We start from the raw sequence: 23,101 nt of genomic DNA, 5'->3' as shown, positions 1-23,101 counted from the left end.
GGCGGGTTGGCAAGGGGCCGTTCGTCGCGGATGCTATGTCGCCTGCGCCGGCGTTAGGGCCGGCGCAGGCGATATCTTCTTTGATTTCTTGAGTGAGCTGATCCATGCCGAACATAATCCGCATCGCCGCCGCCCTGCTGATCGACCCCCAAGGCCGCACCCTGCTGGTGCGCAAGCGCGGCACCGGGGCTTTCATGCAGCCAGGCGGCAAGATCGATGCTGGTGAAACGCCGGTGCAGGCACTGGTGCGCGAGTTGCACGAAGAGCTGGGCTTGCACATCGACCCGGGCCAGGCCGTGCACCTGGGCCAGTTCAGTGCCCCAGCCGCCAACGAGCCAGGCTTCGAAGTGCAGGCTGAGCTGTTCCGTGTCGACAGCGCCGCAGCCGTAGTCCCGGCTGCGGAGATCGAAGAGGTGGTCTGGCTGGCCGCTGACCAGGCGCCCGTCATGCAACTGGCGCCGCTGACCCGCGACCTGATCCTGCCGCTGTACCGCCAGGCGCTCAACGCACCGCGCTGACACCATCGAGGGTGGCGAAGGAGGTGTCTTTGGCCGTGAGCAAAAAATCGCGCATGTAGGGTGCATCGAGCATGTCGGTGCGCACGGCGGCATAAAGGGTGGCGAACAGGCCTTTCTCACCCAGGCGTTTGCCCTTCACATAGCCGCGCGAGCTGTACTCGTGCAGTGCCCAGTGCGGCATGCCGCATACCCCACGGCCGCTGGCTACCAGCTGCATCATCATTACCGTCAGCTCCGAGGTGCGTACGGCGGCCGGCTCGATGTCGGCCGGCTCCAGGAAGCGGGTAAAGATGTCCAGGCGGTCGCGCTCCACCGGGTAGGTGATCAGGGTCTGGTCGAGCAGGTCTTGCGGCACCATGTAAGGCTTGCTGGCCAGCGGGTGCTGGTTGGCCACCGCCAGCATTGCCTCGTAGGTGAACAGCGGCACGTACGTGATGCCTGCCAGGTCCACCGGGTCGGAGGTCACCACCAGGTCCAGGTCACCGCGGGCCAGGGCCGGCAGGGGGGCGAAGGCAAAGCCGGAGGCCAGGTCCAGCTCCACTTCCGGCCAGGCATCGCGGAACTGGTCGATGGTCGGCATCAGCCACTGGAAGCAGCTGTGGCATTCGATGGCCATGTGCAGGCGCCCGGCAGTGCCACCGGCCAGGCGCGCGATGTCGCGCTCGGCGCCGCGCAGCAGTGGCAGGGTGGCATCGGCCAGTTGCAGCAGGCGCAGCCCGGCGCTGGTGAAGCGGATCGGTTTGGTCTTGCGCACGAAAATGGGCAGGCCCAAGCGCTCTTCCAGCTCCTTGAACTGGTGCGACAGCGCCGACTGGGTCAGGTGCAGGCGCTCGGCGGCCTCCACCAGGCTGTCGGCTTCGCGCAGGGCATGAAGGGTTTTCAGGTGACGGATCTCCAGCACTGCTGACTCCGGGGTATAGGTTTGAAGAAACAGGGAATGAGTTGAGTTTCTCTCATGATGGCGCGGCTGTCGACTGGGCGTTCGGCCGCACCGCCTGGCGGGAGTCATGAAACTGTCACCGAACTGTGGCAGCGCGCTCGAACAAAATTCATCAGACTCGCGCTCTACTGGGGATCTGCATTCTGGTGTTTCTTCCATGCGGGCTTTTTGGCTTTTTGTTTTCTTGATATTCAGCGTACCTGCGAGTTTCGCCGAACAGCGTTGCGACGCCCAGGTGCCGGTGCAGCGTGCCGAACTGGGTGCGGTCAGCCTGGTGTACCAGAGCGTCGGGGCGCCTGGGGACCCGGCCTTGCTGCTGGTCATGGGCCTGGGCGGGCAACTGATCCATTGGCCGGACGATGTGGTCGAGGCCTTGTGCCGACAGGGCTTTCGGGTGATCCGTTATGACAATCGCGACGTTGGCCTGTCGCGCTGGAACCAGATGCCACCGTCGGCCAACCTGACGGTCGAGCTGTTACGCTACAAACTGGGCCTGCCGGTGGCAGCGCCCTATACGCTGACGGACATGGCCGATGATGGCTTGCGTCTGATGGACGCGCTGGGCGTGCGCCAGTTTCATGTACTGGGCGTGAGCATGGGCGGCATGATCGCCCAGCACCTGGCGGCCATGGCACCCGAGCGCGTGCGCAGCCTGACCTTGGTCATGTCCAGTTCAGGGGCGGCTGGGCTGCCGGCGCCGGACCCGGCATTGGTGCAGTTGCTGGCCCGGCGCAGCGCGCCAAACCGCGAAGTGGCCATCGAGCAGCAGGCCGACTTGCTGGCGGCACTGGGCAGCCCCGAGGTGCGGGACGACCGCAGTGTGTTGCTGCAGCAGGCGGCAGTCGCCTACGACCGGGCGTTCAACCCCGACGGGGCCAAGCGCCAGATCATGGCGATACTGGCCGAGCCGAGCCGTGTCGAGCTTTTGAACCAGCTCCGCGTGCCGACGCTGGTGGTGCATGGCACGGCCGACCCGTTGTTGCCGGTTATGCACGGCGTGCACCTGGCGGCGCATATTCAAGGCAGCCAGCTGCGGCTGATACCGGGGCTGGCGCACCGCTTTCAGGAGCCGTTCAAGGCGCCGCTACTGGGGGCCGTGTTGCCTTATTTGCAGGCGCACAGGCAAGAGGTCACGCACATCGCAGGGCTCTGACGCCGCGCTGGCTTCTTCGCGGGCTTGCCCGCTCCCACAGGTCCCGCACCAATCTCAGGCATTGTGGAGAACCTGTGGGAGCGGGCAAGCCCGCGAAGAAGCCAGCGCGGATTTTGATCAGTGCATCCGCACCCACAAGGTCACCAGCACGGTCGCGGCTATCAGCCACGCTACCGTGGCCAGCGCCATCGACGCCTCCAGGCGCAGGCGATCGACCAGCACATACGGTCGCCAGGTACACGAAATACGGAATGATCGACCACATACCGAACAGGATGGTGGTCTTCAGGTCGGCAATGCTGCGCCCCTTGCCAACGATGTAGTGGGCAATCAGGGCAAAGGTTGGAAACAGCGGCACCAGCCCGGCGATGTAGTAGTTGCGCGTCTTCGACAGCACCGCTAGCAGCAGCACCACGCCAGCGCCCAAGGCAGCTTTGAATACCAGATCCACGTTGTCTTTCCAGTTCAGGTTGAGGTCAGCCGAGGCCGTACTTTTTCACTTTGTCGAACAGCGTGGTCTTGGCCATGCCCAACTCATGGCTGGCCTGGCTCAGGTTGCCACCCGTGCGCTGCAGGGCATCGCTGAGCAGGTTGCGCTCGAACGCCTCCACCGCTTCGGCAAAGCCCAGGCCCTGGCTGGTGCCGCCGCTGGGGCCTTTCTTGAACGCTGGCAGGCCAAGGGCATGGCGTTCAGCCACGTTGCGCAACTCGCGCACATTGCCCGGCCAGTCGTGGGCCATCAGGCGTGACAGGATCTGGCTGTCCAGCGCCGGTGCTTCACGGTCGAAGCGCAGTGCGGACTGCTGGAGGAAGTGCTCGAACAGCTGTGTGATGTCTTCACGGCGCTCGCGCAGGGGTGGCAGCTCCAGGGTCACCACGTTCAGGCGGTAGTACAGGTCGCTGCGGAACTGGCCGCTCTGGCCCATGCTGTCGAGGTCGGCCTTGGTCGCGGCGATTACCCGGCAGTCCACCGGGATGCTCTGGTTCGAACCTAGCCGCTCCAGCGTGCGTTCCTGCAGTACGCGCAGCAGCTTTATCTGCAGGTTGATCGGCATGCTTTCCACTTCATCGAGGAACAGCGTGCCCCCGTTGGCGTGTTCGATCTTGCCGATACGGCGTTTGCCAGCGCCAGTGAAGGCGTTGGCCTCGTGGCCGAAAATCTCGCTCTCGAACAGGTTCTCTGGCAGGCCGCCACAGTTCAGCGCCACAAAGGGCTGGCCCTGGCGCCGGCTGAAATCGTGCAAGCAGCGGGCGACCAGTTCCTTGCCGGTGCCGGTCTCGCCTTCGATCAGCACGTTGGCCGAAGTATCGGCGACGTTGGCAATCAGCTCGCGCAAGTGTTCCATGGCCGGCGAACGACCGATGATGCGCCCCTCCAGGCTGCTCTGCTCGGCCAGTTGGCGGCGCAGGGCCACCACCTCGCGTGACAGCCCGCGATGTTCGAGGGCGCGGCGCACCACGTCGACCAGGCGTTCGGGGGAGAACGGTTTTTCCATGAAGTCGTAGGCGCCATTGCGCATGGCGCCGACCGCCATGTCGATATCACCGTGGCCGGTGATCAACACCACCGGCAGGCTGCGGTCACGGGCCTTGAGGCGGTTGAGCAGCTCAAGGCCATCGATGCCCGGCAGGCGGATATCGCTGACGACGATGCCGGCGAAATCGTCGCCGATGCGTTCCAGCGCTAGTTCGGCGCTGCCCACGCCCTCGCAGGCGATGTCTTCCAGGGCAAGTGCCTGCTGGCAGCCGAGCAGCACATGCGGGTCGTCTTCGACGATCAGGACGGTAAGAGGCGCTTGGTTCATGGGTGCTCTGCCGATTCGCTAGGGGGTGAAACCAGAGGCAGGGCCAGGACGAAGGCCGTGCCGCCGGTGGCGGGGTGCTCGACGTTGAGGCTGCCCTTGGCGGCGGCGGCAAGGCTCGCCGACAGGGTCAGGCCCAAGCCCAGGCCATGTTCGCCCGGTTTGGTGGTGAAGAACGGTTCGAACAGGTGCTTGCGCGCCTCGGCGTCGATGCCGTGGCCATTGTCGCGCACCTGCAGGCGGTACTTGTCGCCTTGCAGCTCGCCTTCCAGCCACAGCTCGGGCAACGGTTGCGCGGCCATGGCATCGAGGGCGTTGCCAATCAGGTTGACCAGGATCTGTTCCAGGCGGGTCTGGTCGATGGCCAGTTGCTGGTCCTCGAAATGGTGGTGCAACTGCAAATGGCAGGCGCTGATGCGGTTGGCCAGCACCTGCAAGGTGGCTTCCACCGCCTTGGCCAGCGAGGCCTGGCCGCTGTCGTCACCACGCCGGGCGAACGAGCGCAGGCTGGCGGTGATGCGCCCCATGCGGTCGATCAGGTCGTTCATGGTGCGCAGGTTGGTGCTGGCGGTTTCCAGTGCCCCGCGCTCGAGGAAGCGCACAGTGTTGCCAGACAACGTGCGCAGCGCGGCCAGCGGCTGGTTCAGCTCATGGGCAATGCTGGTGGACATCTGCCCGATGGCGGCCAGCTTGCCAGCCTGCACCAGCTCATCCTGGGCGTGGCGCAAGGTCTGCTCGGCATGTCGGCGCTCGCGAATCTGGCCTTTCAGGCGTTCGTTGCTGGCGCGCAGGTCTGCCGTGCGCTCGGCAATGCGCCGTTCCAGCTGGCTGTTGGCTTCCTCAAGGGCCTCGCGGGCCGCCAAGCGGGTGGCGATGACCTTGCGTCGCTCGTTCCAGGCAATGCCGAGGATTGCCAGCAAGGCAAATGCCACGCCCACCAGGATGCCCTGCACCATGGATTCGCGGCGCAGGTCCTGCAGCGGGGTCAGCAGGGTGAAGTGCCAAGGCGTGTCGGCCAGGCGCCGGGTCTGGGCCAGGTAGGCGACTTCGTGCGGCTTGCCCTGGGCAGTTTCGCTGTTGGCCGGGAAGGTCAGTTTTTCTACGCCATCGGCCAGGGTTTCCCGGGCCAGTGGCTGCAGTTCGTTGAGCGGCCACCAGTAGTATTGCAGGCTGCGCGCCAGGCGCTCCTTGATTTGCGGGGTCAGCGGGCGCACCGATTTCAGGCGCCGGGCCGGGTCACTGGAAAGGATGATGATGCCGTTTTCGTCGCTGACGAACGCCTCCAGGCGGGCACGCTGCCAGCGCTCTTCGAGGGTGTCCAGACGCACCTTGATCACTGCCACGCCAATGATCTTGCCGTGCTCTTCAAGCCCATGGGCCAGGTAATAGCCGGCCTCCCCAGTGGTGCTGCCGATGCCGTAGAACCGCCCGGGCTCGCCGCGCACGGCGGTCTGGAAGTAGGCACGGAACGACAGGTCTTCACCGAGGAACGAGTCGGCGTCGCGCCAGTTGCTGGTGGCCTGTACCCGGCCATTGGTATCGAGGACGAAAATGGCGCGGCTGCGGCTGCGCCTGTTCAGGCCCTCAAGGTATTCGTTGACCGCCTGGCGGGAGCCGCCATCCGGGTCGGTGAGCAGGTGCGAGACGCTGTCTTCCAGCTCCAGCAGGCTCGGCAGGTAGGTGTACTTGCTGATTTCGCTTTCGACCGTGCGCGCGTGCAGCTCCAGCTGGCGTTCGCCGTTTTCGCTGAGGGTGCGAATACCGTTGCTCTCGCTGATCAGGTAGCCAGCCAGCCCTAAGCCGACCATCAGCAGGATGATCAGTGGCGGTAATAGCAGTTGGCGGATCAGACGGGATTTCACGGCAGGCTTGGCAGGGCGAAGTAGCGAGGGGTCGCATTTCATCACAGTGGCCTTGTCACGACCAGCATCCGCTGCCCGGTGGGTCCCGTGGCAGCGGATGCAGTGGCTGGCTTAGTGCTGCAGGATCTTGCTGAGGAAGTGCTGGGTGCGCTGGTCGCGGGCGCTTTGATCGCCGAAGAACTCTTCTTTGGTGCAGTCTTCGATGATGCTGCCCTTGTCCATGAAGATGACCCGGTTGGCAACCTTGCGGGCAAAGCCCATCTCGTGGGTCACGCACATCATGGTCATGCCTTCGTGGGCCAGTTGCACCATCACGTCCAGCACCTCGCTGACCATTTCCGGGTCCAGTGCCGAGGTGGGTTCGTCGAACAGCATGACGATCGGGTCCATGGCCAGGGCGCGGGCGATCGCCACACGTTGCTGCTGCCCACCCGAGAGTTGGCCGGGGTGCTTCTTGGCATGGGCGCTGAGGCCTACGCGCTCAAGCAGGGCCAGACCCTTCTCGGTCGCTTCTGCCTCACTACGGCCCAGTACCTTGCGCTGCGCGATGGTCAGGTTTTCGGTGATGGTCAGGTGCGGGAACAGCTCGAAGTGCTGGAACACCATGCCCACCCGCGAACGCAGCTTGGGCAGGTTGGTCTTCGAGTCGGAGATCGACGTGCCATCGACCACGATGTCGCCTTTCTGGAACGGCTCCAGCGCGTTGACGCATTTGATCAGGGTGGACTTGCCCGAGCCCGAGGGGCCGCACACCACCACTACCTCACCTTTCTTGACCTCGGTGCTGCAATCGGTCAGTACCTGGAAGTCGCCGTACCACTTGTTGACGTTCTTGATGGAAATCATACGGTGATCCTTTTTTGCAGGCGCTTGACCAGCCACGAAGCGGAGAAGCTGATGATGAAGTAGACGACGCCGGCGAAGATCAGGAACTCATGGGAGCGCCCGATGATATCGCCGTTGGAACGTGCCGAGTTGAGGAAGTCCACCAGGCCCACGGTATACACCAGCGAGGTGTCCTGGAACAGGATGATGCTCTGCTGCAACAGCAGCGGGGTCATCTTGCGGAAGGCCTGGGGCAGGATGATCAGGCGCATGGTTTGCGCGTAGTTCATGCCCAGCGCCTGCGCGGCGCCCATCTGGCCTTTGGAAATCGACTGCACGCCGGCACGCACGATTTCGCAGAAGTACGCGGCCTCGAACATCATGAAGGCCACCACGCAAGAGGTGAACGCACCCACTGGCGTGTCTTCGCCGGTTATCCAGCGCAGCACGAACGGTACCGCCAGGTAGAACCAGGTGATCACCAGCAGCAGCGGGATCGAGCGGAAATAGTTGACGTAAGCGCCGGCTACCCGCGACAGCAGCTTGCTCGACGACAGGCGCATCAGGGCCAGGATGGTGCCCAGTGCAATACCGCCGACAACGCCCATGACCATCAGCTGCAGGGTCATGACCATGCCTTCCCACAGGGCAGGCAGGGCCGGGATGATTTCGCTGAAATCCATGTCCATTTACTTGCCCCCCACGGAAATCAGGCCAGGCACGGCGACTTTCTTCTCGACCATGCGCATCAGCAGCATCAGGCCCATGTTCAGGGTGAAGTAGATCAGCGTGGCCAGGGTGAATGCTTCGAACAGGTTGGCGGAGAACTCGGCGGTCTGCTTGGTCTGCGCCAGCAGCTCCATCAGGCCGATCAGCGACGCCACCGAGGAGTTCTTGAAGACGTTGAGGAACTCGGAGGTGAGCGGCGGAATGATGATCCGGTAAGCCTGCGGCAGCAGCACGTTGTTATAGATTTGCGGGAGGCTGAAACCCATGGCGCGGGCGGCGGCTTCCTGGCCCTTGGGCAGCGCCTGGATACCGGTACGCACCTGTTCGCAGACGCGGGCGGCGGTGAACAGGCCCAGGCAGACGATCACGCTGATCAGCGCCGAGGTGGTCGGGTTGAGGTCCTGCTTGAACCATTCCTGCAAGCCTTCCGGCAGCAGGTCCGGTACCAGGAAGTACCAGATGAACAGCTGCACCAGCAGTGGCACGTTGCGGAACAGTTCCACATAGGCGGTAGCGATGCCCGATACCAGGCGGTTCGGCACGGTACGCATGACACCGAGGAGTGACCCCAGCAGCAGCGCAATGATCCAGGCGGTGATGGCGATGGCGATGGTCCAGCCCAGGCCGGTGATGTACCAGTCCAGATAGGTTTCGCTGCCCACGCCGGTGGACTTGAAGAACACGCCCCAGTCCCAGTTGTAATTCATCGGGATTTCCCCTCAGACGGTTGTTTCACGGGCACCTTCGAGCATCCGGGGGCGCTTGGCGCCCTCGGATGAAAGGTTAGACACTAATGAGTGGCCTGCAGAATTGATTCGTGCTGTTGAGCACCAGGCCACTATCTGAGGATCAGGACTTCTTCTCGTCCGCAGCCTTGTCGGTCGGCTCGGCGATCAGCTTTTTCAGCTCGTCGCTCATCTGGAACTGCAGGTTCAGGCCTTTAGGCGGGATCGGCTGCATGAACCACTTGTCGTAGCTCTTGTTGACTTCGCCCGACTTGAAGTAGCCCACGATGGCGTCGTCGACCGCTTTCTTGAACGCAGCGTCTTCCTTGCGCACCATGCAGCCGTAGATTTCGTACGATTGCGGGGTACCGGTGATGACCCAGTCGGATGGCTTGCGCGCCTTGGCCATTTCACCGGCCAGTAGCGCGTCGTCCATCATGAAGGCCACGGCGCGGCCGCTTTCGAGCATGTTGAAGGCTTCACCGTGGTCCTTGGCAGAAATCACGTTCATCTTCATCTGCTTGTCGGCGTTCATCGCCTTGAGGATGCGCTCGGAAGTGGTACCGGCGGTGGTCACCACGTTCTTGCCGGCCAGGTCCGGGAAGTCTTTGTATGCAGGCGCACCGTCCTTGACCTTGGTCAACAGGCGGGTGCCGACTTCGAAGATGCCGACCGAGAAGCCGACTTGCTGCTGGCGCTCGACGTTGTTGGTGGTGGAGCCGCATTCAAGGTCGACGGTGCCGTTCTGCACCAGCGGGATGCGGGTCTGGGAGGTGACCAGGTTGTACCGGACCTTGATGTCCGTACCCAGTTGCTTCTTCAGGGCGTCGACGACAGCCAGCTGGATGTCATGCGAGTAGCCCACGGGCTCGGGTTTGCCGGCCAGGTAGGAAAACGGGATGGAGGAGTCGCGGTGGCCCAGGGTGATGGTGCCCGATTCCTTGATCTTCTTCAGGGTGCCAGTCAGTTCTTCGGCCATGGCCGGCGAAGCGATCACAGCGGCCGCGATGGCGGCGCCCAGCAATTGACGAACGATACGCATCAAATTTTCCTCGACGTGTTTGTTTTTTTTATGGAGCCGTTGGCGGACTCTTTCGTTCAACGAATACAACAAGAAGCGAGTGCATTCGGCTACCAAGTGTAGAGCATGAGTCGTGCCAAGCCCTGCCAATGATCATAACCCCGCGCAACGCCTGGGCATGAACCCTGTATGAAGGTTTTTGAACATTCTTCAGCTGTCGGATCACCGAACGAGGGGTGGTTTTTCGTTCGGCTATCCGAACGAGTGTGGGTGCTCTGATGGGGTGCCCAGCATTAAGTAACACCAAGCGCGCAAGGCGAACTGTTGAGCTGGCGGCTTCATCTTCTGGAGCTCCTGCCGTGTCCGTGATCCCGATTCCTTCCGATTCCGTCGACGCCTTCATTGCCCGCCAGATGGCGAATTGGTTGAAAACGGCCGATGTCGATCAACTGTTGACCTTTCACCGCGCGCTGCGCAATCAGCAGGCTGTGGCCGAAAAAGTCAGGAACAAGCTGGGCGGTATTCCCAGTTTGGAGGCCTTTGCCGAGCCGTTGCTCAAGGACGCCTTGAAGCCATTGGGGCTACCCAATGCTGACGTGCGTGGTATGCAGGTGTACCTCAAGGAGGAAGTACCGATGCCTAGTGCCGCGCCGCGCCTGCATACGCCGATGCGCCCACTGATTAGCAAACAGCTGTTGCTGACAGCTGCACTGCACAATTTTCATGAGGCCGAGACGGTGCCATCGCTGCACCGCCGTGGGCACCTGCTGGATGCCGAGGGGGTCAAGCTGCCCATCAAGTTTGAGGCGTTCGCCCGGTGCTGCAGGGACCTGGATATCGGCGGGCAGTACCAAGAGTTGTTACGTGCACAACTGTTTCCGAAAAGCCGCCCGCCTGCGTCGCCGGATTTCGCTGAAATAGCGGTAAAGCGCATGCTCGAAGAGTCGCTGCGAGCCAAGATGGAAGTGGCGGTGCGCATGGCCCGCATCAAGTCCGAGCTGGACGAAGTCGACTACCTGCGCTTGTTGCCTGTGTTCGCTGCCAAACCTGTCGTGCCTGCTATCAGTGGCGTTGTCACACCGCGTCAGCTTTATCTGCTGGGCAAGCGTGTCCATGGGATGGTCACGCTTGAGGTGCGCGAGCACGCCGACGGGCCGCTGGAGGGGATCATCAGCTGGATACCACAGGACCCCCAGCGGCCGGTGACCAAGCACGTTTCCTGGGAGGCTTTGTACCAATGGTTGGCCAGGCGCATGCGTGCGCCCCACTACCGTTCGTTTTTCAGCCGCTTCATCAGTGAACGCGACCGGCCGACGTTCACGGCATCCCTGGAGCGCCTGATCGAAGCCAGCAGTGTGCGAGTACCTGCTGTGCTGGATGGGCGCAATTTCGCCATCGATGCACCGCTGTTTGCCTACCTGCGTGGCTTGCAGGTTGACAAGATGCTGGATGATGCAAGAGTCCTCGCGGTCCCCACCGCCGACGAGACCGCTATCGAGCGCCATCAGCGGCTGGAGGTGCTCAAGAGTGCAGGCCTCGATACGTTGAACCTGGCAGCACTATTCATTCCGATATTGGGGGAGGTGATGTTCGCCGTGGCGGCCGTAGACGTGGTCAGCGAGGTCTACAAGGGTTATGCGGATTGGCGCATAGGCGACCGCCAGGGGGCGCTGGATCACCTCATGGGCGTAGCGCAGAACCTGGCAGCCGGCGCCGTGGTCGGTGCCGTACACGTGGGCATAAGCCGTGCACTCGAACGGGTGTCGTTTGTCGATGCGCTGACGCCAGTGCACGAGGGTGAGGGCCGGGCCAGGCTGGCGCACTGGCCGCCTTCTGCTCATCACCTTGATGGCGGCGGGCCGCTTTTACGCAGGTTTGACGGTGTCTTTGCCGAAACCTCTGACCAAAGCGCTGAAACACTGCTTCGCATCACCGGGTTTGAAGAGGCCCACGTGCGCAATATTCATCTTGACGGGGGAAAGAGCCCTGCTCGGCTGCGTGATGCCCATGAACGCTACGAACTCCATACGTTAGAGCCCCAATTATGGGGGCGCGCGTTCGAACGTGAACTGGCCGCTGGGCATGGGGCGCCTTCGGTTGCTGGTGCCTTGCTGATCAAGGTATTCCCAGGCCTGTCGGTGCGTGGCGCCGAAGAAATCCTCGCGTCGGCCAGTGGTGCGCAGATCAAGGCCCTGCTGGACACCGGTCGGGTGCCGCTGGCCATGGCTGAGCGGGCCCGCTGGTTCTTGCGCGAGAGCCGTGTGGACCGTGCCCTGATGGGGTTCGAGCACGAAGGTGCAGTCAATGCCGATACCCAGCGACTGGTGCTGGAATGGATCGCTCACCAGGCACCTTGGCCAGATTCGGTGCGGATCGAACTGCGCCTCGGGGAGCCAGGCGGCCGCGTGTTGGCAGCCAAGGGGGCCGCCAGTGCTACCGAGATCAAAACCATCATCCACACCGAGCAGGGGTACCAATTGGCCGATGGCCAGCCGCCAGTGCTTGGCCAAGGCCTGTTGCCATGCCTGATCCACACCCTTGACGAGGGCCAGAAGGCCAGTTTTGGAGGAAGTCAGCTCACCGCCCGCGAACTCGGTGAGCAGCTTGCGCGCCTGGCTAGCTCGGATCGAGCAAGCACAGCGAAGTTGATAGGGCTGGCGCCTGTCGCAGAACGCTATCGCCCGCCGCTGCGAATCGCCGAGGGCCGGATCGGTTACGCCTTGAGTGGAGGGGGCGAAAGCAGCCGACGGGCACTGCGTCGCGGCATACATGACATATTCCCGACGTTGACCGATGCACAGCTGGACGCCTACCTTCGCGACCTGGCGGACCGCAGGGTCGGCCTGTGGGCACACCTCAGCCAGCTTCAATGGCAGATGCAAAGCCTGCGTGACGCGCTTGACAGCTGGCAGCGACAGCGCGTCAGTTTCATGGACGGGCTGCGCCGGCAACGCGTGGCCAACCAGATTCGTCGCGCCTGGCGGCGCAAGACGGCTGGTCTGGCCGGTGACGACTTTGTGCTGCACATAGATGGCGAACAGGTGGGCAGCCTGCCGAGGTTGCCGGAGGGCATAGAGTTCGGCCATGTTCGGCGCCTGGCTCTGCGCAACATGAGCCTTGATCAGGTCGATGAGGATTTCCTGCGCAGGTTCACCCACCTTCGCGAACTTGACCTGCGCAATAACCAATTGACCAGCTTGCCCGCTGGCCTGGAGCGTTTTACCGAACTGCGCAGCCTGCATCTGGCGGGTAACCAGATCAGTGTCGATGCCCAAGGCAGCCAAAGGCTGGCCAGCCTCTCGATGCTCCAGGTGCTCGATCTCAACTACAACCCTTTGGGCCAGGTGCCTGATCTTTCGGGGCTGCGCCACTTGCGTGAGGTTTCGCTGCGCGCAACCGAGCTGCAAACTTTGCCAGGCGACGATGTGATGCCATGGCGGGGCCTGGTGGACATGCGTGATAACCAGATTCGCCAGGTGAACGGGCACTTGCGCGCGCTGGGCGCGCGACTGCGACGCCTGTCGCTGCATGACAACCCGCTGGACGAAGCGAGCGAGGCGTCGCTGGCCGATAGCCTCGGGGATTCGCCTGTCAATCGTAGCCACTCCTACCATCACGCTATTGCCGATGCCGGCTTGCAGGACCAATGGCTGGGTAGCGCCACCGAGCCTGTCAGGGCGCGGCGCGTGCAGATCTGGAACCAGCTGGCCGAGGAGCCGCAGTCGGTAGACCTGTTTCGTTTTCTGGCAGATTTCGCCAGTTCCGACGATTTCCTCGACCACCCGAGCTACTACCGGGCAAGGGTATGGCGGATTCTGGAGCTGTGCACGGACAACACCGACGTGCGCGAAGCCATGTTCTGGCAGGCGCAAGGGCGGCGCACCTGTGAGGACCGGCTGCTGCTGATCCTCAGCCAACTGGAAGTCAGGGCCCACATTGCCCTGCATTCGCCTGGTGAGGGTGCTCCCATGCAGGCCGAACAGACTTTATTGCGTTTGGGGCGTTCGCTGTATCGCCTGGATCAGGTAGACAGCATTGCCGCCCGGCATATTCAGGAACTGCGCATGGATCCTTATGCTGCCGTGGATGATATCGAGGTCTACCTCGCCTACCGCGTCAATTTGGCTGACCGGCTCGACCTGCCAGCGCAACCGCGGTCCATGAATTACCCCGAGCACAGCCGTGTAACCGCCACTGACGCAAGGCGCGCGGGTGCTCAGGTGCTCGCTGGGGAAAACCGCGAGGTGCTGAGCCAGGCGCTGGCGCAGCGCGAGTTCTGGCAAGGGTATGTGCGTAATCGTTATGCCGAGCGTTTCGAAGCCCTGGCCGAACCGTTTCATGAGCAGTTGGAGCAAGCCGAGGGTGAGGTTGGTGAGGCGGGGGAGCAGCACTACCTGGAGCGTGCTGCAGCCTTGATGGAGGCGCTCAATGCCCAGGAGCAGGCGTTGTACCTGGAACTGGCGAGGGAGGCGTACGGGCGGGAAGCCTAAGGGGGCAACCGCACAGCGGTCGCCCCAGCCGGATCAGGCGGCGTTGCTGCGCGCCTCGCTTTGCGCCAGGTAATCAGCCAGGGCCTGCTGCTCGCTGGCGCTGGTGAATAGGCCGAGCTTGCTGCGCCGCCACAGGATGTCCTGGGCGTTGACAGCCCATTCGCAATCACGCAGGTAGTCGACTTCACGGGTGAACAAGCCGCCGCCGATTACCTGGCCCAGGTCTTGCGGGCCGTGCACGCCGTCCAGCAGTTGCCAGGTGCGGCTGCCATAGCTCACCGCCCAGCGTTTGGCGATGTCCACTGCCAGCCATTGATGCCGTGCCAGCAGCGCTTCGACCAATGCCTGCGGCGTGCTCATGTCTTCACCGCCGGGCAAGGGGGCATCGGCAGTCCAGCTTTTGCCCATCTGGTTGAAGAACGGCTTGAGTTCGCTCATGGCCGACTCTGCCAGCTTGCGGTAGGTGGTAAGCTTGCCGCCAAACACCGACAGCAATGGCGCCTCGCCAGACGCTGCACTAAGCGCGAGGGTATAGTCACGGGTGACGGCAGACGGGTTGTCCGACTCGTCGTTGCACAGCGGGCGCACGCCGGAATAGGTGTGCAGGATATCGCCGTGGCTCAGCTGATGATTGAAGTGCGCGTTGACCACCTTCAACAGGTAGTCGGTTTCCTGTTCGGTAATCGCGACCTTGGCAGGGTCGCCACTGTACTCGCGGTCAGTGGTGCCTATCAGGGTGAAGCGGTCCAGGTAAGGGATGCAGAAGACGATGCGCTGGTCTTCGTTCTGCAGGATGAAGGCATGTTCCCCTTCGTACAGGCGCGGCACGATGATGTGGCTGCCCTGGATCAGGCGGATGCCGTACGGTGCATCGAGCTTGAGGTCGTCCTTGATGAAACTGGCAACCCATGGGCCAGCGGCGTTGACCAGTGCCCGGGCGCGAATGCTCTGCAGGCTGCCATCGGCATGCTGCAACTCGACCTGCCACAGGCCGTCCACGCGCTCTGCGCGCAGGCAGCGGGTGCGGGTATGGATGTGCGCGCCGTGCTCACGGGCGGCCATGGCATTGAGCACCACCAGCCGCGCATCGTCCACCGCGCAGTCGGCGTATTCGAAACCGCGCGTGATCGCCGGCTTGAGCGGGTAACCCGGGCCAAAGCGCAGGCTGCGCGAGGCACCCAGGCGCTTGCGTTTGCCCAGGTGGTCATACAGGAACAGGCCGGCGCGGATCATCCAGGCCGGGCGCAGGTGTGGGCGATGTGGCAGGACGAAACGCATCGGTCTGACGATGTGCGGCGCCTTGGCCAACAGCACTTCGCGTTCGGCCAAGGCTTCGCGTACCAGGCGGAACTCGTAGTGTTCCAGGTAGCGCAGGCCACCGTGGATCAGCTTGCTACTGGCCGATGAAGTGTGCTGGGCCAGGTCGTCCTTTTCGCAAAGGAACACCTTCAGGCCGCGCCCGGCGGCGTCGGCAGCGATGCCCACGCCATTGATGCCACCGCCGATCACGGCGAGGTCATAGCAGTCGGCGAGTGGTGGCTGGGACGAAACGGGCTGGGACACGGGCAAGGCCTCCTGGGAGCTGTTCACATCGAAAGTGAACATTAATGTTCGTTTGCGAAAATACTAGCGCAACAGAACGCCCGTCGCCAGCCAGTCTTTATAGAAAAAACTGATCAGATGACAATAAAGTGAACATTTTCGAAAATTTCGGCTGTGCGGTCTGAGGTTTGCGGGTGCATGCCGGAATAGTTGTGGCGCCTGTGAGATCGAGCGCCGCCCACGCGGCGCATCGCGAGCGAAGCTCGCTCAAGGAAATGGCAAGCCTGAGCGATTGAGCCATTGCCGGCAAAATTGCCATGGTGGATATCCGCACCGGTGAGCAGACCATCCTCGATTACCTGATCTAGCCGCCGAACCGGGCCAAGGAGGCACTGGTTTCAAGCCATGCAAAGTACCTGTAGGAGCAGCCTTGAGCTGCGAAGAGGCCATGGCTGTCGAAGATGATCTTTTGCCTTGCCGGCCTCTTCGCAGCACAAGGCTGCTCCTACAAGGAAATGGCAAGCCTGAGCGATTGAGCCATTGCCGGCAAAATTGCCATGGTGGATATCCGCACCGGTGAGCAGACCATCTTCGATTACCTGATCTAGCCGCCGAACCAGGCCAAGGAGGCACTGGTTTCAAGCCATGCACAGTACCTGTAGGAGCAGCCTAGTGCTGCGAAGAGGCCATAGCTGGCGAAGATGATCTTTGCCTTGCCGGCCTCTTCGCAGCACAAGGCTGCTCCTACAAGGAAATGGCAAGCCTGAGCGATTGAGCCATTGCCGGCAGAATTGCCATGGTGGATATCCGCACCGGTGAGCAGACCATCCTCGATTACCTGATCCAGCCGCTGAACCGGGCCAAGGAGGCACTGGTTTCAAGCCATGCACAGTACCTGTAGGAGCAGCCTTGTGCTGCGAAGAGGCCATAGCTGGCGAAGATGATCTTTGCCTTGCCGGCCTCTTCGCAGCACAAGGCTGCTCCTACAAGGAATGGGCGCCAAAAATGTTGCGGCAAGCACCCGCCAGCCTTTAAACCACGTCGAGGCGGATTTTGTACTGGTTCAGCAGCTGAGTGAGGGTGGGGGTAGGCGCCTGATCGGTCACCAGGCAGTCGACCAGGCTGATCGAGCCCAGGCGCACCATGGCGTTGCGCCCGAACTTGCTGGAGTCGGCGGCCAGGATGACTTGCCGGGCATTGGCGATGATCGCCTGGGATACCCGCACTTCCTGGTAGTCGAAGTCGAGCAGGCTGCCGTCCTCGTCGATGCCGCTGATACCCACCAGGGCGAAATCAACCTTGAACTGGTTGATGAAGTCGACACTGGCCTGGCCGACCACTCCACCATCCCGGCGCACCGTGCCACCGGCCACCAGCACTTCGAAATCGTCCTTGGCAGCCAGGATCGCCGCCACGTGCAAATTGTTGGTGATGACCTTCAGGTGGTTGTGGTTGAGCAGTGCGCGGGCGATGGATTCGGTGGTGGTGCCGATGTTGATGAACACCGAGGCATGGTCGGGAATCTGCCGGGCCACGGCTTCGGCGATACGCTGCTTTTCATCGCGCATCTGGTCGGCACGCATGGCGTAGGCAGTGTTCTCGACGCTCGAGTCATACGCCGCGCCACCGTGGTAACGGCGCAGCAGGTTGAGCTCGGCAAGCTGGTTGATATCTCGACGGATGGTCTGCGGCGTCACGACGAACAGCTGCGCCATTTCTTCGATACTGACGTAACCGCGCTCGCGCACCAGTTCGAGGATTTGTTGTTGGCGGGGGGGCAGATTCATGGGCGGTCCTTTGGGGCAGCCGGACAAATTCTGCAATGATGCCGTAGGAAGGGGATGACGGCCAGTGGACGATTGGGGCCGCGTGGCGGCCCCAATGTGTTTTACGCCTCGTGATCTTCCCAGTCACGGGTACGTTCGACGGCTTTCTTCCAGCCGGCATACAGCTTCTCTTTTTGCGTTTCATCCAGCTGCGGGCTGAACTCGCGCTCGATGATTGCCTTGTCGCGCAGTTCGTCCAGGCCGCTCCAGAAGCCGCAGGCCAGGCCGGCCAGGTAGGCGGCGCCCAAGGCTGTGGTTTCGCGCATTTGCGGGCGCTCCACGCACGTACCGAGGATGTCGGCCTGGAACTGCATGAGGAAGTTGTTGGCCACTGCACCGCCGTCCACACGCAGCTCCGACAGGCGCTGGCCGCAGTCCTGCTGCATGGCATCGAGCACGTCGCGGGTCTGGTAGGCGATCGACTCCAGCGCGGCGCGGATGATGTGGTCCACCTTTACGCCACGGGTCAGGCCGAACAGCGCGCCACGGGCATACGGGTCCCAGTACGGGGCACCCAGGCCGGTGAAGGCCGGCACCAGATAGACGCCGTTGCTGTCCTTGACCTTGCTGGCGAAGTATTCAGTATCCAGGGCGTCGTTGACGATCTTCAGTTCGTCACGCAGCCACTGCACGGTCGATCCACCGTTGAACACCGCGCCTTCCAGCGCATAAGCCACCTCGCCGCGCGGGCCGCAGGCGATGGTGGTGAGCAGGCCGTGGGACGACTTTACCGCCTGCTCGCCGGTGTTCATCAGCAGGAAGCAGCCGGTGCCGTAGGTGTTCTTGGCCTGGCCGGGCTCTACGCACATCTGGCCGAACAATGCCGACTGCTGGTCACCCGCGATACCGGCGATGGCAATGCCGCTCTTGGTGTGGCCGTACACTTCAGAAGAAGGACGAACCTGAGGCAGCATCTGCCGCGGAATGCCGAGGATTTCCAGCAGCTTGTCGTCCCACTCCAGGCTATGGATGTTGAACATCAGCGTGCGCGAGGCATTGGTGTAGTCGGTGACGTGCACCTTGCCGCCCGAGAACTTCCAGATCAGCCAGGTATCGATGGTGCCGAACAACAGTTCGCCACGTTCGGCACGTTCGCGGGCGCCGTCGACGTTGTCGAGGATCCACTTCAGCTTGGTGCCGGAGAAGTACGGGTCGGTGACCAGGCCGGTGGTGTCGCGAATGTAGTCTTCATGGCCGTCGCGCTTGAGCTGGGCGCAGATCTCGGTGCTGCGGCGGCACTGCCAGACGATGGCATTGTAAACCGGGCGGCCGGTTTCCTTGTCCCACACCACGGTGGTTTCGCGTTGGTTGGTGATGCCGATTGCGGCTACCTGGGCATGGCTGATGCCTGCCTGTGCCAAGGCCTCGACCATGGTCGCGCTCTGCGTGGCGAAGATTTCCATCGGGTCGTGCTCGACCCAGCCCGCCTGCGGATAGTGCTGGGCGAACTCGCGCTGGGAGGTGCCCACCACATTGGCGTCGCGGTCGAAAATGATGGCACGCGAACTGGTGGTGCCCTGGTCCAGGGCGATGATGTAGTTCTTGTCCTGGGTGTCTGTCATGGTCGTAGGCCTTGCAAGAATAGGAGGTCAGGGCTGGGCGTGTGGCCGGCATCAATTGGCTTGAGTATCGCCCTGGCGATTGTCATTTGTCTCAGGGTTCGTGGCAGCCGCCATTGGCAGGTTGCGGGCAATCAGGCCGCGATAGGTTGCGGCACCCAGGCAAGCGCCAAGGATCGGTGCAAACACCGGAACCAGGAAATACGGTATGTCCCGTCCGCCAGTGAAGGCGATTTCGCCCCAACCGGCCAGGAAAGTCATGAGTTTTGGCCCGAAATCGCGAGCAGGGTTCATGGCGAAGCCGGTCAGCGGGCCCATGGCGCTGCCGATCACCGCGATCAGCAGGCCGATCAGCAGCGGGGCCATGGCGCCGCGTGGCAGGCCGTTGTTGTCGTCGGTCAGGGCCATGATCACGGCCATCAGGATAGCCGTGATGACGACTTCAACCAGGAACGCCTGGCCGGTGGACAGCGAGGGGTGTGGGTAGGTGGAGAACACCGACGCCAGCTCCAGGCTGGCTTCGCTACCGCGCAACATGGCGTGGGCCTGTTCGAAATCGAAGAATAGGTTGCTGTACAGGGTGTAGACCAGCGCCGCGCCGCAGAACGCGCCGCATACCTGGGCCAGCATGTAGAAGGGCAGCTTGCGCTTGTCGAAACCGGCGAACAGGGTGAGGGCGATGCTCACTGCCGGGTTCAGGTGCGCGCCGGAAATGCCGGCGGTGAGGTAGATCGCCATGCTCACGCCGACGCCCCAGATGATGCTGATTTCCCACAGGCCGAAGCTGGCGCCGGCGACCTTGAGCGCGGCAACACAGCCGGTACCGAAGAAAATGAGCAGGGCTGTGCCGAGAAACTCGGCCAGGCATTGGCTGGACAGCGTGGGTTGGCGTAGAGCAGTCGTCATGTATGACCTCGTTTTTTTTGTTGTGAGGCGCGTGGCGCTCGACAGCAAAGCCCGGTGTCGATCCCCATTGACCCCGGGCAGATACAGGAAACGCACCTTAAAAGTGCGCCATTTGTTCAGAAGCGAAAAAATATAGACAAGAAACGCTGATGTCAAAGGTCGAAAGTGAACGACCAGTCACGAAATGGTCGCTAAAATTGGCTGCGAATCCGCGTACTAGAGGTGCGCGATTGCGGTGCGCTGGCTGGGTTGTGGGATTTGTCCTAAAGTAGCCGCCGAGCCGTCCCAGACCGGAGCCTTTGCATGACCCCCGCCCTAGACCTGTTGAAGAAGCATCGCGCCGACCACCGTGTGCACAGTTATGAGCATGACCCCAAGTCGGCGTCTTACGGTCTGGAGGCGGCGGAAAAGCTCGGGCTCGACCCGCAGCAGGTGTTCAAGACCTTGCTGGCCAGCAGCGAGAAGGGGGAGTTGCTGGTGGCGGTGGTGCCGGTGGTGGGCACCCTGGACCTCAAGGCCCTGGCCCATGCTGCCGGGGTAAAGAAATGCGAGATGGCAGACCCGGCGGCCGCGCAGCGGGCTACGGGTTATCTGGTAGGTGGGATCAGCCCTTTGGGGCAGAAGAAGCGCCTGCGTACGTTCATTGACGAATCAGCGCAGAATTTTGCAACCATCCATGTCAGCGCTGGACGGCGTGGGCTGGAAGTGGAGTTGGCGGCGGCGGTGCTGGCCGAGCATACCCAGGGCAAGTTTGCCGGGATCGGCAGAGGCTGAGATCCGGGGCTGCTTTGCAGCCCTTCGCGGGCTTGCCCGCTCCCACAGGGATACTTGACGCGAAACCTGTGGGAGCGGGCAAGCCCGCGAAGGGCCGCAAAGCGGCCCCAAGGATCCGGTTTCAGGTCGCGGAACTGTACCGACGCACGCCATTCTCCTGGCGCGGCAACTGCGCCGCAACGCTACCCGGCACCGGGAACAGCACCAGGTGATCGGCTTTCACCGCAATCCCCACGCTCTCACCGACCTGATGGTCGTTATGGCTAGGGAAGATTGCTTCCAGCTGGCTGCCGGTCGGCAGTTGCAGGCGGTACAGGGTCGATGCCCCCAGGAAGCTCTTGCCGACGATGTTCGCCTGGAGCGCGCTGCCCGGTGCATGCACGATATCGTCGGGCCGCAGCAGCACGTCCACCGAGCTGCCCGGCGCCATGATGTAGGCACGGTTGCCGCGCAGTTCACCCAGTTCGGTATTAACGGCCTCGTGGCTGCTCATCTGCCCACGGATGAAGTACCCCTGGCCAATGAAGCTGGCCACGAACGGCGTCTGCGGTTCGTGGTAAAGGTTGTAGGGCGTGTCCCACTGCTCCAGGCGGCCTTCCTTGAACACACCGACCTGATCGCTGACGGCAAAGGCTTCTTCCTGGTCATGGGTAACCAGGATGGCGCTGGTGCCACGGCTCTTGAGAATATCGCGAACCTCATGGCTCAGGCGCCGGCGCAACTCCACGTCAAGGTTGGAGAATGGCTCGTCGAGCAGCAGCAACTGCGGTTCAGGCGCCAGCGCGCGGGCCAGGGCGACCCGTTGTTGCTGGCCGCCCGACAATTCATGCGGGTAACGCCCGCCCAGGCCGCCGAGCTTGACCAGTTCGAGCATCTCTTCGATGACGGCGGCCTGGCGTGGATGCTTGGCGATGCCAAAGGCAATGTTCTGCGCCACGGTCAGGTGCGGGAACAGCGCGTAGTCCTGGAACACCATGCCGATGCGGCGCTTTTCCGGGGCCAGGGTGAAGCCGGCGCGGGAAATGACCTCGCCGGCCAGCTGGATCTCGCCTTCGTGCACCGGTTCGAAACCGGCAATGGCGCGCAGCGTGGTGGTTTTCCCGCAACCGGATGAACCCAGCAGGCAACCGATGTCGCCTGCGTTCAGGTGCAGGTTGAGGTTCTGGACGATGCGCTGGTCGCCGTAGCCGCAGGCGAGGTTGCGCAGGTTGAGCAGTAGGGGTTGACTCATGCGTGGTGGTAAGCCGGTTCTACAAGGAATTCGAGAAGCGCCTTCTGTGCATGCAGGCGGTTTTCAGCCTCGTCCCAGGCGACCGAACGTGGGTCGTCGAGCAGGTCCTGGCTGATTTCCTCGCCACGGTGGGCGGGCAGGCAGTGCATGAAGAGGACATCGGGTGCCGCCAGGTCGAGCAGTTCGCGGGTGACCTGGTAAGGCGCGAAATGCGCCAGGCGCCGTGCAGTTTCCTCCTCCTGACCCATGGAAGTCCAGACATCGGTGACCACCAGGTGTGCATCACGCACGGCTTCCTTGGCATCGCGGATGATCTGCACGCGGTCACCGCCCAGCGCCATGAAGCGCTGATCCGGCTCGTAGCCTTCGGGGCAGGCGATGCGCAGCTGGAAATCGAACTGCCTGGCGGCCTCGATATAAGAGTTGCACATGTTGAAACCGTCGCCGATCCAGGTCACGGTCTTGCCCTGGATCGAGCCGCGGTGCTCGAGGAAGGTCTGCATGTCGGCCAGCAATTGGCACGGGTGCGACTCGTCGGACAGGCCATTGATCACCGGCACGCGCGATTTGGCGGCGAATTCGGTCAGGGTGCTGTGGGCGTGGGTACGAATCATCACCACATCGACCATGCTCGACAGCACGATGGCGCTGTCACCGATCGGCTCGCCACGGCCCAGCTGGGTGTCGCGTGGCGACAGGAAGATGGCCTGGCCGCCCAGCTGGATCATGCCAGCCTCGAACGACACGCGGGTACGGGTCGAGGATTTCTCGAAGATCATGCCCAGCACGCGGTTCTTCAGGGGCTCGAACAGCACACCTCGTTTGCGCAGGTCCTTCAGCTCGATGCCGCGGCGGATCACCCCGAGCAATTCGTCGGTGGTGAAGTCCAGCAGGGAGAGAAAGTGTCTAGCGCTCATGATTGACTACCTTATCTGCAACGGTATGCAGGTCGACCGTATGGTTTTTTTTGACAACGGGAGTGACCTGCGGCGTAAGCCGCACGGGGCGGACGAAAATAGGGAAAGGCGCAATACTATAAGTAAATGTCGCCTGAAGCCAAGGGGGAAACAGCGGCCTGATTGCAAAGGGTGTTGCAAAGGGTGTCTTCACCCGTCGGCCTGTGCTGTTTTTTATTTGCTACACGAGGTTGTACAGGGCTTGCTGGCAATTTGGCAAATGGCTGTCGCAAATCGTGCGC

At 62.5% G+C, this 23,101-nt stretch carries 17 protein-coding genes and 1 pseudogene; 4 read left to right on the top strand and 14 right to left on the bottom strand.

The genetic code is table 11. The features are described 5' to 3' along the window. The first annotated feature begins 104 nt into the window (after positions 1-104). Complete coding sequence (locus ABI582_RS08515; RefSeq protein WP_442118953.1) at positions 105-518, top strand: NUDIX hydrolase; 414 nt, start codon at positions 105-107, stop codon at positions 516-518. On the opposite strand, the gene metR is transcribed toward ABI582_RS08515, so the two are convergent. Then, positions 502-1,419 carry a transcriptional regulator MetR gene (gene metR, locus ABI582_RS08510; protein WP_012273904.1) on the bottom strand — a complete coding sequence of 306 codons (918 nt, stop codon included), beginning with the start codon at positions 1,417-1,419 and terminating at the stop codon, positions 502-504. The two genes, ABI582_RS08515 and metR, sit on opposite strands and share 17 nt — an antisense overlap. 196 nt (positions 1,420-1,615) lie before the next feature. Here metR and ABI582_RS08505 point away from each other — a divergent pair, with 196 nt between their 5' ends. Then, entirely contained in the window at positions 1,616-2,611 is a 996-nt protein-coding gene (locus tag ABI582_RS08505) for an alpha/beta fold hydrolase (protein WP_442118952.1), read from the top strand. A gap of 117 nt (positions 2,612-2,728) precedes the next feature. Here the strand turns inward: ABI582_RS08505 and ABI582_RS08500 are convergent. From ABI582_RS08500 to ABI582_RS08470, 7 genes and pseudogenes are all read right to left on the bottom strand, one after another. After that, positions 2,729-3,062 (bottom strand): annotated as a pseudogene (locus ABI582_RS08500) (GlpM family protein). Between the two features lie 25 nt (positions 3,063-3,087). Continuing rightward, entirely contained in the window at positions 3,088-4,416 is a 1,329-nt protein-coding gene (locus ABI582_RS08495) for a sigma-54-dependent transcriptional regulator (RefSeq protein WP_338745024.1), read from the bottom strand. Then, positions 4,413-6,317: a sensor histidine kinase gene (locus tag ABI582_RS08490; protein WP_442118951.1), complete on the bottom strand. Its 1,905-nt coding sequence runs from the start codon at positions 6,315-6,317 to the stop codon at positions 4,413-4,415. Before ABI582_RS08490 ends, ABI582_RS08495 begins: the two co-directional genes overlap by 4 nt. A gap of 69 nt (positions 6,318-6,386) precedes the next feature. Continuing rightward, positions 6,387-7,121: an amino acid ABC transporter ATP-binding protein gene (locus ABI582_RS08485; RefSeq protein WP_442118950.1), complete on the bottom strand. Its 735-nt coding sequence runs from the start codon at positions 7,119-7,121 to the stop codon at positions 6,387-6,389. Continuing rightward, positions 7,118-7,789, bottom strand: a complete 672-nt coding sequence (locus ABI582_RS08480) for an amino acid ABC transporter permease (protein WP_016488795.1) — start codon at positions 7,787-7,789, stop codon at positions 7,118-7,120. The genes ABI582_RS08485 and ABI582_RS08480 overlap by 4 nt, the downstream gene beginning before the upstream one ends. After that, on the bottom strand, positions 7,790-8,536 hold the full coding sequence (locus ABI582_RS08475) for an amino acid ABC transporter permease (RefSeq protein ID WP_442118949.1): 747 nt from the start codon (positions 8,534-8,536) through the stop codon (positions 7,790-7,792). It lies immediately after the preceding gene. A gap of 142 nt (positions 8,537-8,678) precedes the next feature. Continuing rightward, entirely contained in the window at positions 8,679-9,596 is a 918-nt protein-coding gene (locus tag ABI582_RS08470; RefSeq protein WP_338745022.1) for a glutamate/aspartate ABC transporter substrate-binding protein, read from the bottom strand. Positions 9,597-9,934: 338 nt separating this feature from the next. Here ABI582_RS08470 and ABI582_RS08465 point away from each other — a divergent pair, with 338 nt between their 5' ends. Further along, positions 9,935-14,065, top strand: coding sequence for an NEL-type E3 ubiquitin ligase domain-containing protein (locus ABI582_RS08465; RefSeq protein ID WP_442118948.1), 4,131 nt, complete (start codon positions 9,935-9,937; stop codon positions 14,063-14,065). Positions 14,066-14,098: 33 nt separating this feature from the next. Here ABI582_RS08465 and glpD read toward each other — a convergent pair whose 3' ends face one another. The 4 genes from glpD to ABI582_RS08445 form a co-directional block, all read right to left on the bottom strand. Continuing rightward, positions 14,099-15,628, bottom strand: coding sequence for a glycerol-3-phosphate dehydrogenase (gene glpD, locus ABI582_RS08460; protein WP_442118947.1), 1,530 nt, complete (start codon positions 15,626-15,628; stop codon positions 14,099-14,101). Positions 15,629-16,638: 1,010 nt separating this feature from the next. Next, the gene (gene glpR / locus ABI582_RS08455; RefSeq protein ID WP_338745019.1) at positions 16,639-17,394 is read right to left on the bottom strand and encodes a DNA-binding transcriptional repressor GlpR; all 756 of its coding nucleotides are present in this window, start codon (positions 17,392-17,394) and stop codon (positions 16,639-16,641) included. A 101-nt stretch (positions 17,395-17,495) separates the two neighbouring features. Further along, positions 17,496-18,995 carry a glycerol kinase GlpK gene (glpK, locus tag ABI582_RS08450; protein ID WP_338745018.1) on the bottom strand — a complete coding sequence of 500 codons (1,500 nt, stop codon included), beginning with the start codon at positions 18,993-18,995 and terminating at the stop codon, positions 17,496-17,498. A 51-nt stretch (positions 18,996-19,046) separates the two neighbouring features. Further along, the gene (locus ABI582_RS08445; protein WP_442118946.1) at positions 19,047-19,898 is read right to left on the bottom strand and encodes an MIP/aquaporin family protein; all 852 of its coding nucleotides are present in this window, start codon (positions 19,896-19,898) and stop codon (positions 19,047-19,049) included. A 303-nt stretch (positions 19,899-20,201) separates the two neighbouring features. Between ABI582_RS08445 and ybaK the strand changes: the two genes are divergently transcribed. After that, positions 20,202-20,672 (top strand): Cys-tRNA(Pro) deacylase, encoded by a 471-nt coding sequence (ybaK, locus tag ABI582_RS08440; RefSeq protein WP_019472059.1) that lies wholly within the window; start codon positions 20,202-20,204, stop codon positions 20,670-20,672. 121 nt (positions 20,673-20,793) lie between these two features. Here the strand turns inward: ybaK and ABI582_RS08435 are convergent, their stop codons facing one another. Next, on the bottom strand, positions 20,794-21,903 hold the full coding sequence (locus ABI582_RS08435) for an ABC transporter ATP-binding protein (protein ID WP_258910965.1): 1,110 nt from the start codon (positions 21,901-21,903) through the stop codon (positions 20,794-20,796). Beyond that, complete coding sequence (argF, locus tag ABI582_RS08430) at positions 21,900-22,820, bottom strand: ornithine carbamoyltransferase (protein WP_016498209.1); 921 nt, start codon at positions 22,818-22,820, stop codon at positions 21,900-21,902. The genes ABI582_RS08435 and argF overlap by 4 nt, the downstream gene beginning before the upstream one ends. Positions 22,821-23,101 lie beyond the last annotated feature (281 nt).

The sequence above is a fragment of the Pseudomonas sp. SAS7 genome, from assembly GCF_052112345.1.
Lineage (GTDB): Bacteria > Pseudomonadota > Gammaproteobacteria > Pseudomonadales > Pseudomonadaceae > Aquipseudomonas > Aquipseudomonas putida_Q.
Note: the sequence above shows the minus strand (reverse complement) of the source record. Positions and strands in the feature narration are given on the sequence as shown.